This is a genomic window from Cupriavidus sp. 05T41, assembly GCF_056396525.1.
The window spans coordinates 45,725-58,563 of the sequence record NZ_JBFTLQ010000014.1; the positions used below are offsets into that span (position 1 = coordinate 45,725).

The 12,839-nt window shown below is 65.3% G+C and carries 12 protein-coding genes; 4 read left to right on the plus strand and 8 right to left on the minus strand.

Annotated elements, in window-relative coordinates; translation table 11 throughout:
* The first annotated feature begins 32 nt into the window (after positions 1–32).
* Positions 33–1,505 (plus strand): patatin-like phospholipase family protein, encoded by a 1,473-nt coding sequence (locus AC1DKV_RS11325; RefSeq protein WP_441619738.1) that lies wholly within the window; start codon positions 33–35, stop codon positions 1,503–1,505.
* A gap of 138 nt (positions 1,506–1,643) precedes the next feature.
* Here the strand turns inward: AC1DKV_RS11325 and ycaC are convergent, their stop codons facing one another.
* From ycaC to AC1DKV_RS11340, 3 genes are all read right to left on the minus strand, one after another.
* Entirely contained in the window at positions 1,644–2,270 is a 627-nt protein-coding gene (gene ycaC / locus AC1DKV_RS11330; RefSeq protein WP_441619740.1) for an isochorismate family cysteine hydrolase YcaC, read from the minus strand.
* Between the two features lie 28 nt (positions 2,271–2,298).
* Positions 2,299–2,976, minus strand: a complete 678-nt coding sequence (locus AC1DKV_RS11335) for an isochorismatase family protein (protein WP_441619742.1) — start codon at positions 2,974–2,976, stop codon at positions 2,299–2,301.
* A 113-nt stretch (positions 2,977–3,089) separates the two neighbouring features.
* Complete coding sequence (locus AC1DKV_RS11340; protein ID WP_441619744.1) at positions 3,090–3,965, minus strand: pirin family protein; 876 nt, start codon at positions 3,963–3,965, stop codon at positions 3,090–3,092.
* Positions 3,966–4,094: 129 nt separating this feature from the next.
* Between AC1DKV_RS11340 and AC1DKV_RS11345 the strand changes: the two genes are divergently transcribed.
* Positions 4,095–5,003, plus strand: coding sequence for a LysR family transcriptional regulator (locus AC1DKV_RS11345; RefSeq protein ID WP_441619746.1), 909 nt, complete (start codon positions 4,095–4,097; stop codon positions 5,001–5,003).
* A gap of 111 nt (positions 5,004–5,114) precedes the next feature.
* Here AC1DKV_RS11345 and AC1DKV_RS11350 read toward each other — a convergent pair whose 3' ends face one another.
* The 5 genes from AC1DKV_RS11350 to AC1DKV_RS11370 all read right to left on the minus strand — a co-directional run bounded on the left by AC1DKV_RS11350 (position 5,115) and on the right by AC1DKV_RS11370 (position 9,781).
* Positions 5,115–5,792, minus strand: a complete 678-nt coding sequence (locus AC1DKV_RS11350; RefSeq protein WP_477137605.1) for a DUF3016 domain-containing protein — start codon at positions 5,790–5,792, stop codon at positions 5,115–5,117.
* A 29-nt stretch (positions 5,793–5,821) separates the two neighbouring features.
* Positions 5,822–6,550 (minus strand): MotA/TolQ/ExbB proton channel family protein, encoded by a 729-nt coding sequence (locus tag AC1DKV_RS11355; RefSeq protein ID WP_441619750.1) that lies wholly within the window; start codon positions 6,548–6,550, stop codon positions 5,822–5,824.
* Positions 6,551–7,133: 583 nt separating this feature from the next.
* Complete coding sequence (locus tag AC1DKV_RS11360; RefSeq protein WP_441619752.1) at positions 7,134–8,375, minus strand: NAD(P)/FAD-dependent oxidoreductase; 1,242 nt, start codon at positions 8,373–8,375, stop codon at positions 7,134–7,136.
* Positions 8,376–8,391: 16 nt separating this feature from the next.
* Positions 8,392–8,742: a RidA family protein gene (locus AC1DKV_RS11365; protein ID WP_441619753.1), complete on the minus strand. Its 351-nt coding sequence runs from the start codon at positions 8,740–8,742 to the stop codon at positions 8,392–8,394.
* Positions 8,743–8,872: 130 nt separating this feature from the next.
* Entirely contained in the window at positions 8,873–9,781 is a 909-nt protein-coding gene (locus AC1DKV_RS11370) for a LysR family transcriptional regulator (protein WP_441619755.1), read from the minus strand.
* A gap of 173 nt (positions 9,782–9,954) precedes the next feature.
* On the opposite strand from AC1DKV_RS11370, the gene AC1DKV_RS11375 reads away from it, so the two are divergent.
* Both AC1DKV_RS11375 and AC1DKV_RS11380 read left to right on the plus strand, forming a co-directional pair.
* Entirely contained in the window at positions 9,955–10,950 is a 996-nt protein-coding gene (locus AC1DKV_RS11375) for a Bug family tripartite tricarboxylate transporter substrate binding protein (protein ID WP_441619757.1), read from the plus strand.
* Positions 10,951–11,007: 57 nt separating this feature from the next.
* On the plus strand, positions 11,008–12,531 hold the full coding sequence (locus AC1DKV_RS11380; RefSeq protein WP_441619759.1) for an amidase: 1,524 nt from the start codon (positions 11,008–11,010) through the stop codon (positions 12,529–12,531).
* Positions 12,532–12,839 lie beyond the last annotated feature (308 nt).

Sequence of the window (12,839 nt, forward strand, 5' to 3'; positions counted from 1 at the left end):
GCGAGGCTTGCATCGTCTGATTCGGAGGATCCATGACACGATTGCCGACGCCTGCAGTGCTGATGCTTGCGTTGTTGCTCCTGCTTGGCGGCTGCGCCAGCCGGCCGGTCAACCCGCCGATCGCCAACGCCGACCCAAACACCGGCTATCGCTTCCTTACCCGCCCGCAACACTCAACGGACAACGAAAACCTGGTAATCCTGGCCTTCTCTGGCGGGGGAACACGTGCGGCCGCCTTTTCGTACGGCGTCCTCGAGTTCCTGCGCAATACGGAAGTTGTCGGCCCGAAGGGGAACAAGTCTCGCCTGCTTGACCATGTCGCCGTCATCACCGGTGTGTCGGGCGGAAGCTTCACGGCGCTCGCCTATGGGCTCTACGGTGACAAACTCTTTGATGACTACGAACAACGTTTCCTCAAGCGCGATGTGCAAGGCACGATTACGTTGCGCACGTTCAATCCTGCCTACTGGCCGTCCCTGTGGTCGAGCGGCTGGGGCCGCTCGGAACTGGCGGCAGACCTGTATGACGAGATCCTGTTCCATGGCGCGACGTTCGGCGACCTCAATCGCGGAAACGGTCCGTTCATCATCGCCTCGGCCACGGACATTTCCACAGGAGCCCGCCTGCCCTTTACACAGACCACATTCGACGTGCTCTGTTCCGATCTGAGTGCGATCCGGCTTTCCCGCGCCGCAGCGGCGTCGTCGGCAGTGCCGGTGGTGCTCACGCCGATCACGCTCAACAACTATGGCGGCCATTGCGGCTACGCCCCTCCCGGCTGGATCAAGCCGTTTCTCGACGCCAGCGACCCGCCCAGGCCGGCTGCGCGCGCGACCCGCCATCTGAGGGAGGAGGCGGAATTCGGAGACAGCGCCGACCGGCCCTACATCCATATCGTGGATGGCGGCGTTTCAGACAACCTCGGCATGCGTAGCGTGCTGGATTCGCTGGAGATTATGGAGGCGCTGCATCTGATCCGCCAGCCTTCGCCGCTCGACCATACGCGAAGAATCGTCGTCTTTGTCGTCAACTCCCTGTCCACGCCCAAAACAGCATGGGACAAATCGGAATCCCCGCCGGGCACGCTGGAGATCCTGGTGAAAGCCACCGGCGTTCCGATTGACCATTATTCCTACGAGGCGACCGAGTTGTTGAAGGACAACCAGGCGCGGTGGCAATCCATGCGCCGGGTGCGCGAGTCCCGTGCCTTTGCCGCCAACAAGGACGCCGCGGTAACCACCGCCTTACGCACGCCAGACGCGACAATCTATGCAATCGACGTATCGTTCGCGCAGCTGGCCGACAAGGAGGAACTGGCCTACCTGAATGAACTCCCGACGTCGTTCTCGCTGCCGGCCGAGGCCGTCGACCGCCTGCGTGCCGCCGCCGGGAAGATCATCATGACGTCGCCCGATTTCCAGCGACTGCTGAACGATGTCGGCGCCAGAATCGTAGCTGACCAACCGCGCACGGAGGAGGCGCCGGCCGTACCGGCAGGCAAGTAGCGCACCCTGGAAGTACTTCCTCCTTTGATTTCCTCCTTTGCAGTCGCGGCCCCGGGGCAACTTGCTGCCCCGGTCGGCCGATCGGGGCGCGGCCCCATTCCCGCCGCAGATCGCCAGTTTCTGAGCGATCGGCGGAGTCTATCTGGATGCCTTCGCCGTGGTGTAGGCCGTTATCAGGTTCCGGTAGTCCGGGATATGGTTCGAGAACAGCGTGCCCAGCCCTTCGATATCGTTACGCCAATCGCGATGCAGTTCGCACGCGACGCCGAACCAGGTCATCAGTTGCGCACCGGCTTCGGCCATGCGGTTCCATGCGGAATGTCGCGTCACTTCATTGAACGTACCGGATGCGTCGGTGACCACGAACACGTCGTAGCCTTCCGCGATGGCTGACAGCGCAGGAAACGCAACGCATACCTCGGTCACCACGCCAGCGATCAGCAACTGCTTCTTGCCCGTGGCCTTGACCGCCTTGACGAAATCCTCGTTGTCCCACGCATTGATCTGGCCAGGCCGGGGAATAAACGGCGCATCCGGAAACATCGCCTTCAGCTCCGGCACCAGGGGACCGTTCGGACCGTCCTCGAAACTGGTGGTCAGCACAGTGGGAAGCTTGAAGTACTTGGCCAGGTCGGCCAGTGCCAGCACGTTGTTCTTGAACTTGTCCGGCTCGATATCACGCACCAGTGAGAGCAGCCCAGCCTGGTGATCCACCATCAGAACGGCGACGTCGTTCTTGTCCAGCCGCTTGTAGGTCTTGGTCATCTTCAACTCCTGGAGGAAAGTGTTCGGATCAACGTTGAGAATCGAGAGTTTCGTGGTGCGCCAGGACGTCCTGCGCCTTCGTGTAACTTTCGATCAGCAACTGATAGGCGGGGAAGATCCGGGTATAGACATCCGCCCATTCCTGCGCGTCCGGCCGGTTCCAGGTCTGCTGCAGTTCGGAGGCGACCGCGGCGGTATCCATCGGTACTACCCCCGCCTGTACCACGCGGGCCAGCGTGATTTCCTGCGCCATCTTCGAGTAAGTGCCGGAGGCATCCACCACGGCGAAGACCCTGTAGCCATCCGCGACCGCGCTGATGGAGGGGAACGCCATGCAGACACTGGTGATCGTGCCGGCGATGATCAGCGACTTGCGACCGGTCTCTCGCACCGCCGCGACGAACTCCGGGTTATCCCAGGCATTGATCTCGCCCTTGCGCGCGACGTAGCGCGCGTGGGGTGCGTTTTCGTGGATCTCCGGAATCAGCGGACCATTGGGCCCTTGCGGCACCGACGCCGTGGTGATGACCGGCAGTTTGGCCAGGGTGGCCATCTTGGCCAGTGCCGCGGCGCGTGCGCGCAACTCGGGCATGGGCATATCGCCCACGGTCTGGAACAAACCACTCTGGTGGTCGATCAACAGCATGGCGGTATCCGAAGGGTCGATCTTCGGAGCCCTGCCGTTGAAGTTGACGGGAGCGCTCATGGTAAATCTCCTGGAACAGTGTTGTTTGGGCATGCCGGAAACGGCCCGGCTGCCGGGCGATGGCGCGTGACGACCTGCCACACGCCAGGAACGGGGTTACATCGGCGGCGGTATCAGTCGACGCTGGCGGGAATCCGCCCGAACTGACCGCTGCGATAGTCCGACAGAGCCTGTTCGATCTCCCGCTGCGTGTTCATGACAAACGGCCCGTAGCTCACCACCGGTTCGTCCAGCGGCTCGCCGGAGAGCAGCAGGATCGTGGCGTCGCTGTCGGCTTCGAGCGTGAAGCCGGTGCCCGCCTGTTCGAGGACGACCAGCTGGGCTTCGTGCGCCGACTGCGTTCCGTTGACCGTTACGTTGCCATGCAGCGCGATCATCAGCACGTTCCGCCCTGAGGGGACCGTGAACTCGGCACCATGCCCTTGCAGCAGGCGTACATCCCAGACGTCGATCGGCGTGAACGTACGCGCCGGCCCGAGGGCGCCACCAAATTCCCCTGCAATCACGCGCACCGATCCAGCGCCTCGAGGTAGCGCAACTTGCGGGATATTTGCGTCAAGCAGCGTCTGGTAGCCCGGCTCGCTCATTTTTTCGCGCGCTGGCAGGTTGACCCAGAGTTGCACCATCTCAAGCGTGCCACCCTGCCTGGCGAACGCCTCCGAGTGGTACTCCTCGTGGAGGATCCCCGCTGCGGCAGTCATCCATTGCACATCGCCCGGGCCGATCTTTCCGCCCTGCCCAGTTGAATCGCGGTGCTCCAGTTCACCTTGATAGACAATGGTGACCGTTTCGAACCCGCGATGCGGATGCTCGCCCACACCGCGGCGCCCGAAGGTCGGCGCAAAGTGAGCCGGGCCCGCGTAGTCGAGCATGAGGAAAGGGCTCGCGCGATTGCCAAGGTTCGCCTGCGAAAAGAGCGTGCGCACGGGGAAGCCATCGCCGACCCAGTGGCCTTGTGGACTGCCATATATACCCAGAACCTTCTTCATCCGATGCTCCTGATTCGTCGGCCGGTTGTCCGGCTGCGGTGATAGGAAGCATAGGCATGCCGCTCGCATACCGGTAGGCAGCGTCGTTTATCCTCTGTGTTCTATCCATAGGACGATGATGATGCCGCGATGCAACAGGACCTGAACGATCTCTTCTACTTTGCCCAGGTGGTGGACCATCAAGGTTTCGCGCCCGCCAGTCGCGCACTCGGGATCCCGAAGTCCAAGCTCAGCCGTCGCATTGCCTTGCTGGAGGAGCGACTCGCCGTGCGCCTGATCCAGCGCTCCACGCGGCGCTTTTCGGTGACCGAGATCGGACACAGTTACTACGGGCATTGCAAGGCGGTGCTGGTGGAGGCTGAAGCGGCACAGCAGGCGATCGACCTGACCCGCTCGGAGCCCCAGGGCATTGTCCGCGTCACCTGCCCGGTGGCCCTGCTTCACGCCAGAGTTGGCGAGATGGTGGCAGAGTTCATGGCTGCGTGCCCCAAGGTAACCGTGCATCTCGAGGCCACCAACCGGCGCGTGGACGTGATTGCAGAGCGCGTTGATGTTGCCATCCGGGTACGGGTACCGCCGCTAGACGACAGCGATCTCGTGATGAAGGTGCTGGCCGGGCGTGCATGGTGCGTGGTGGCGGGTCCCCGGCTCCTGGCGGGCCAGGCCGAGCCGCGGTCTCCCGCGGATCTGGCGCACCTTCCCACGCTTGACCTGGGCCCGGCCCAGTCCAGCCACGTATGGCGCCTGGAAGGCCCGGAAGGCGCCTTCGCCGAAGTGCGGCATGTACCCAGGCTCGTGACAGACGACATGCTCACGCTTCTTCGCGCGGCAACGGCGGGGATCGGGGTTGTGTGCTTGCCGTCCATGTTGATCACGGATCAGCTCAGACAAGGACACCTGGTCCACCTCGTACCCGCCTGGCAGCCGCGGGGCGGTGTCATTCATGCCGTGTATCCGTCGCGCCGCGGCCTCCTGCCGTCAGTACGAGCACTGATCGACTTCCTCGCCGCCCGCTTCGGCGAGATCGACGAGGCATAGTCGTGCGGGCCAGGGCATGTGCGCAGCCCGGGACGCCAGGGATGGCGCATCCGCTTGCGCGCGGTGCCGGGACCGCCGCGCGTCCGGCCTGGAACGCCCTGCCCTGGCCGGTCAGGCGTGGCCAGTGACCTTGGCAATCCTCCGCTCGAACCAGTCGTCGAGCATGGCTTTCTCGTAGCGCAGCCGGTCCGAGTAGCCGTACAGATTGACGCCCCAGTTGAAGTTCATGTTGGACATGCGCTCCTCGCCGCTGGCGACGACCTCGTCGCCATGCTTGAGCACATACCTGACCTTCATGCGCGGCCATGTGGCGTCGCGAATCACCCGGATCTGCGACGCGTAGCGCCAGTCGACATAGCCGGCCAGGTCGATGTCGAGCACCTCGATCGTGAGCGCGTAGCCTTCGGGAAGCGAGCGGGCGGCGAGCCGGGCCAGATGCTGGTTGATTTCCTCAAGCACCTGGCGGTCGCTGCCGTATCCCTGCGACCATGAGGCATCGGTATAGGTCTCGGGATGGATGAACGTCACGGCCAGCGTGCCGGACGGATGAGCGGCGGCGCCGGCGAACGCCGGCAGCCCCAGCGCCAAGATCGCGGCCAGCGCTGAAACGGTGTTCCTGAGCATGGCACCTGCCTCGCTTCTGGTCAGCACGGCTGGCAATACCGAACAGATGACGGCCATCCTGCGCCCGGCGTCCAGCCGGCGAGGCCGGGCTGCCTTCAGGATAGACCACGGCGCGGCGGCAGGCACCGGCGCCATGGATATGGCGTGGAGCGTGCCAGATTGCATGGGTGTCCCTCTGGTACCGCCAAACCCGCTTAGTTCCTGACAGCCAGCCGCACCGGCCCGTCCTCGGCCCGGCGGGAAGCGCTGGGGTGCAGGCGTGTTCCGGTCACGAAGTAGCCGTGCAGATCGTGCGCAAAACGGTTGAGCTTGCTGATCACGCCTTTGTTGCCACGGCTCAGCGCGTTGTAGCCCAGCACGGCGGGAATGGCCACGGCCAGGCCGAATGCGGTCATGATCAAGGCCTCGCCAACGGGGCCGGCCACCTTGTCTACCGTCGGGATGCCCGACGCACCAATGCCGATCAGCGCGTGATAGATCCCCCATACGGTGCCGAACAGACCCACGAACGGTGCGGTGGAGCCTACCGATGCCAGGATGGCAAGGCCCGCCTGCATACGGGCCACGGCTTCTTCGATCGACATCTTCAGCGAGCGGGTCAGCCAGTCCGAGATATCCAGTTGGGCATGCAGTTGCGGCTGGTGTGCGTGGTGGCGCTGCATGGCGTCCTTGCCGGCCAGGGCGAGCGCGCGGAAGGGATTGACTTGGCCGGCGCCCAGCGTGTCCAGCGCGTGGTCGAAATCGTCCGCGTGCCAGAAGCGCCCTTCTGCGTCATGCACATTCTTCCTGAGGCGAACCAGATCGCACGCCTTGCTGAGAATCACGATCCACGACAGCAGTGACATTGCGAGCAGAACAATGGCGGCCGCGCGTATGACGAAGTCGCCTTGCGACCAGAGGTGGAAGATTCCAACGTTCTGCATGGTGATTCCTGGTGGCATGAGGCGGCGGCGATACGTCGGGCGAAGTGTCGCCACGCACGGTGACCTGAGGCAGCATGGCCGCCGATGCCGGCGCGGATGGCGTACCGGATGGCTCCGTGGCCTCTGCCGGCTGGGCGTACGCAACAGGGGCGGCGCTTCCGATACGCACGACAATGGTGATGCGTTGTGCGCGCGTCTTCGGGAGCAAGCGGGGGGCGAGAACAGGAACGGCGAAGGCGGGCATTGGCTCCTCCCAGCTCGCGGATGCTCGGCAGGCGATACATGCGGCTAAGTCTAGTTGATGGCGCCGTCAATTACTGATGATTGTCATAATCATTCGCATCACGCAAACGACCGTCGCCAACTGTCTCGTGCTCGCCTGCTTGCTGCCGTGCCACATGCGCCTGGGCAGCCCCCGGCACCAGGCAGAGCCAGGACGGTTGCAAGCCCGCGCACAACGTGCGCGTGTTGTCAGTGGGTAATTCTCTGGGGCGTTAATTGCGTTCTCTGGCGCCGACAGCGTCGATGCGCGGACGAGTCCTGGCACTGGCTCCCGGTGCGGGCGGCGCACCGTCTGCAGACGTCAGCCCCCGAAGCGGATCGGGTCGTACGGGCGGGGATCGATATAGGGTGGCACGCCGTCGAGCAGTTCGGCGATCAGGCGCGCCGTGACCGGGCCCAGCGTGAAGCCCTGATGGGCGTGCCCGAAATTGAACCACAACCCACGATGGCGTGGCGCCCTGCCCACGACGGGCTTCATGTCGGCAACGCACGGCCGGGCGCCGAGCCAGGGCGTGTCCTCTACCGGCGCGCCGAGCCGGACCAGCTCGCGGGCGTAGCGCTCGGCGCGCTGCAACTGGACGGGGGTCGGCGGCGCTTCGTGGTGGGCGAACTCAGCCCCCGTGGTCAGGCGCAAGCCGCGCTGCATCGGCGCCAGCATCAGGCCATGCTCGGCATCGAGCAGCGGCAGCTCCGGCATCGATTCGACCGCATAGTGGCGGTGATATCCGCGCTTCACGAACAGCGGAAAACGATAGCCGAGAGGCCTGGTCAAGGCTGGCGCCCAAGGGCCTAGCGTGATCACGGCATGCGCCGCCGTGAGGGGGCCGTCTTCGGTTGCCACGGTCCAGCCGGTGCCGGCCGGCTTCAGCGTGGTGGCGTCGCCGCGGCGGACGATGCCGCCCTCTTTCTCGAACAGTGTGACGTAGCGGCTGACCAGCTCGCCGGGGTCGGCGATGGTCCAGGGATCGCGCCAGTGGATCGCGCCGGCCATCGTCCCGTGCAGCGCCGGCTCGGCAGCGGCAAGCCCGGCCCGGTCGAGGATGCGGCAATCGAGCCCGTGCTCGCGCGCGACCGCGCTCGCGGCGCGCGCCGCATGGTCGAATGGCGAGTTGCTGCGATAAGCCTGCAGCCACCCTGACTTGCGCACAAGGTCCTGCGCGCCGGCCAGCGCGATGAGCCTGTCGTGCTCGGTGAGGCAGTGGCGAATCAGCGCGCTGTAGGCTGTCACCGTGCCCGCATACCGCTTGGGCGCGGACTCGCGCCAGTAGCGGGCCAGCGTCGGCAGCAGGCCCGCGAGCGCGCCGGGGTGGTAGTGGACATCGTTGCCCTGGCGGGTGATCACGCGAAGGACGGCCATCCATTCGCGCGGAAAAGCATAGGGTTGAACCGCTTCGCGCTGGATGATGCCCGCGTTGCCATATGACGTTTCCCTGCCGGGCGCCTGCCGGTCGACCAGCACGACCGCATGCCCGCGCTGGCGCAGCGCGACTGCCGTGCACACGCCGACCATGCCGGCGCCAAGTACCACGATGTCCGTTGTCATGCCGGTAGTCCGTGTTTCAGGAGCGGGTCGCGGCGACCACCGAGATTTCGAGGCGGGCCGGCAGCACCAGGTCGCAGCAGACCGTGGTGCGGACCGGCAGCGGATCCTGGAAATGCTCGCGATACGCCTGGTTGAACCCCGCGAAATCCGTCTTGTCGGTGAGATAGACCGTTGCCGAGACCACATCGCCGAGCGTCAGGCCGGCCTCTTCAAGCGTAGCCGCGATCCGCGCGAGCACCAGGTGCGTCTGGGCCTCGATGCCCTCGGGAATGCTGCCGTTGGCCTCGAGCGGCAACTCGCCGGAGAGGAAGGCGAGGCCGTTGGCGATGCGGATCTTGGAAAAGGGCAGATTTGCGATCTGGGTCATGGCGAGCCGTAGGGGTAGCAGGAGGGAGAGAATCCGTGCCCCGATTCTCCACGCTGGCCCGGCTAAACGGAATATGCGTCGCGAGCAATTAATCGAATAAATGATTGCCGATAAGGCAATCATTCACCGCTCACGCCGTGATGGCCTCCGTCAGGTGCTGGACGAAGGCCCGCCCCGCGGGCGGCAGGTTTCGCTTGGCCAGGGTCTGGATCTCGATATAGCGCTCGTTCAGCTCCCGGTCGCGCAACGGCACGGCGGCGACGGTGCCGGCCTTCAGGCGGCCCCGCACGGAAAGCTCGCCGTAGAAAGTGATGACATCGCCCCCCGCTGCCGCGAATCCGGCCAGCGAGTCCAGATGGTTGCTGGAAAAGACGGTCTGGTAGCGCAGGCCCTGGCGACTGCAGCTGGTGTCGAGCAACTGCCGCAGCGAGCTGTCCTTGGGCGGCAGCGCGAGCGGATATTCGACGACCTGCGACAGTGAAATCTGGCGCTGTCCAGCCAGCGGATGGCCGGGCGCCATGATGGCGAGCACGGGGGCCGGATGACGCAGCTCCACTTCGATCTCCGGCTCGGGAAGCCCGCTCAGCGTGATGCCCACGTCGGCCTCGCCATCGCGGATGCGCCGGGCAATGTCGCCTTGCGGGCAGACGTCGAGGTCGAAGCGGATCCCGACGTACTTTTCCCTGAAGCTCGCCGCCAGCAACGGAATGAATTCGTGCGCGATGCCCTCCACGCTCGCCAGCCGCACCCGCCCCACGCGCAAGCCGCGCAGCGCCTGGATATCGCCCGCCACGCGGTCGATGTCCTGTTGCGTGCGCTTGGCGTGTGCCGCCAGCAACTCTCCTGCCGCATTGGGGACCAGCCCCCTCGCCCGCCGGTCGAACAACAGGGTATCGAGCTCGCTTTCCAGCTTGGCGATCTGCCGGCTCACCGCCGACGGCGCGACGTTCAGCTTCAGGGCAGCGTCCTTGACCGTGCCGGTGCGCACCACCTCGAGAAAGTAGCGCACGGCGGTTTCCTGCAGGATGCGGTAGGACATGGGGGCGCCTCGGCGCAAATGAACAGGGATGCGGTCAATTCTACGGATTGCCGATTTGGCAATCAATAGTTCTAAACATTGCTACGATTTCATTCCAACTTGATCGTACGATGATGGTGTTACCCGGCGCACCGCTGTCGCGCGTCGCTTACCCATCCTGCCGGAGCATCAATATGCGATCCCCTGCCCGCCCCGTCTTGTCCCTCCTCATGGCTTGCGGCCTTGCCGCCGGGGCCGGCCTGGCGCCAGCCCTCGCCGCCGCGCAGGGAAGCTACCCGTCGAAACCGATCCAGCTTGTCCTGCCGTTTCCGCCAGGCGGCGCCACCGATGTCGTTGGCCGCTTGGTCGGCCAGAAACTGGGAGAACGGCTTGGCCAGACCGTGATAGTCGACAACCGTCCCGGCGCCGGCACCGTTGTCGGCGCGAGTTATGTCGCGAAGTCCGCGCCGGACGGCTACACGCTGATGGCGACGTCCGGCACCACGTTCACGGTCAACCCCGCTGTCTACCCGCGGCTCCCCTATGACCCGCAGAAGAGCTTCGAGCCGATCGGCCTGATCGGCTCGACCGGCCTGATACTGCTCGCGAACCACGACGTTCCCGTCAACAACCTCAAGGAGTTCGTCGCCGCGGCAAAGGCAGACCCCGGCAAGTACTCCTACGGCTCGTTCGGCGCCGGCACGACCGCCCATTTCGCCGGCGAAGCGCTCCTGAACCTCACCGGCATCAAGATGCTCCATGTGCCCTACAAGGGCAGCTCTCCGGCCATGACCGACCTGATCGGCGGCCAGATCCCCTTCAGCGTGGACACCGTGGCCGCGGCCATCCCGCAACTCAAGTCCGGCAAGATCAAGGCTATCGCGGTCACCACGGCAAAGCGCTCGTCGCTGCTGCCGAACGTGCCGACCGTGGCGGAAAGCGGCTATCCCGGCATGGACGCCAGCACCTGGATCGCGCTCGTCGCGCCGCGAGGCCTGCCGCCCGAAGTCAAGGCAAAGCTGGAGAAGGCGCTGGCCGAGGCCATCGCCGATCCGGCTACGCGCAAGAAACTGGCTGACAACGGCATCGAGCCCTCCTACGCGCCGGGCAAGCAAGTCACCAGCATGATCGAAAAGGAAATGCCGCAGATGCGCGCCATCGCGCAACGCGCCAATATCAAGCTCGATTGACCTTCCAGACGCGGGCCGCCGGTTCCAGGACGAAACGGCCCGAGGAGACCCTACTTCATGAACGAGCAAGACAAGCTGACCTCGGCTTCCGCAGTCGAACTTCGCCGCCTGATCGGCACCAAGGAAATCTCGCCGGTTGAATTGCTGGACGCGTGCATTTCCCGCATCGAAACCTACAACCCGGCCATCAACGCGATCACGGCGACCTGCTACGAGCGGGCACGCACGGAAGCCCGGGCCGCCGAGCAGGCGGTCATGCGCGGCGAATCACTCGGCCTGCTGCACGGACTGCCGCTTGGCGTCAAGGACCTGGAGGCAACCGCGGGGCTGCTCACCACCTACGGCTCGCCGCTGTTTCGCGGCCATCTGCCCACCGAGGACAACGTGCTGGTAGCGCGGCTGCGGTCGGCCGGCGCCATCGTCGTTGCCAAGACCAACATCCCGGAAATGGGCGCCGGCGCGAACTCCCGCAACGCCGTCTGGGGCGCGACCGGCAACCCCTTCAACCCGAACCTCAATGCGGGCGGGTCCTCCGGCGGCTCGGCCGCCGCGCTGGCGGCCGATTTCCTGCCGGTCTGCACCGGCTCCGACACCGGTGGCTCGCTGCGCATTCCCGCGGCCAAGTGCGGCGTGGTCGGCTTCCGGCCCTCGCCAGGCATCGTACCCAACTCGCGCAAGCTGCTGGGCTGGACCCCGATCTCCGTGGTCGGCCCAATGGGCCGCACAGTCGCCGATGCCTGCCTGCAGCTTGCGGCTTCGGCGGGTGTATCGGTCACCGATCCGCTGAGCTACGAGGTAAATCCGGCCGCTTTCCTCTCGCCGGCACGCGTGGACCTGTCGGCCTTGCGGGTCGGCTGGACGGAGGACTTCGGCTGCTGCGCGGTGGACGACGGTATCCGCCGCGTGTTCCGCGCGAAGATTGCCGCGATGCGGCATCTGTTCAAGCAGTGCGATGAGGTGACCTTCGACCTGGGCGATGTGCACCGCTGCTTCGACGTGCTGCGCGCCGAGAGCTTCGTCGCCGGCATGCACGAGGCCTACCAGCGCGATCCCGCCAGCCTCGGCCCCAACACCCGTGCGAACTACGAGATGGGCGCGAAGATGTCGCTGGCCGATAGCGCGTGGGCGCAGGCCGAGCAGAACCGCATCCTGCAGCGCTTCCAGCAGGCCTATCGGGACTACGACGTCATCCTGTCGCCCACCACGCCGGTCTCGCCGTTCCCGTGGACCAGCCTGTACGCGGATACCATCAACGGCGAGAAACAGGAGAACTACTACCGCTGGCTGGCCCTGACGTATGTCGTGACCCTGACCACGCACCCTGCCATCTCGCTGCCCTGCGGCACCGACGACCTCGGCATGCCGTTCGGCCTGCAGGTGACCGGCCGGTTCCGGGGCGACGGTGAAACCCTGGGCGTGGCCCAGGCGATGGAAACGGCGTTTGCCGCATCGGCGGCATTGCGCCGTCCCGTTCCCGACCTCGCCGCCCTCAGGCCTGCCGAGCCCGCGCTTCGTTCCATCGTCACTGCGCCGCCGATCTTCGGCGCCGCGGCACAGGCGAGCGGCGTCTCCGCGGTATAAGTGGCAAGCGCCTCGTGCGGTCGTACCGTTGTCACCCGCTGCTGCGCGACCCGATCCCCCTGCCAGGGCAAGTCAACGGGCCTCTTGTGGATTCGCCAGAGGATCGGCGACCGCCCCTCTCGGCATAGGCTTGCAGCTTCTCGTGTAGCATTCGCACGGTGCCGGAATTCGTCGCAGGGCTTGAGGAAGCCCTCGACGATATGCAGGGAGCCATCGAACATGGTGCGTTCCCGGCAGCTGACGCACGGCTGGGCGATGACGAGGCTGCATCCGACAGCAGAGATTGGAGCCTAAAGACTTACAGGGAA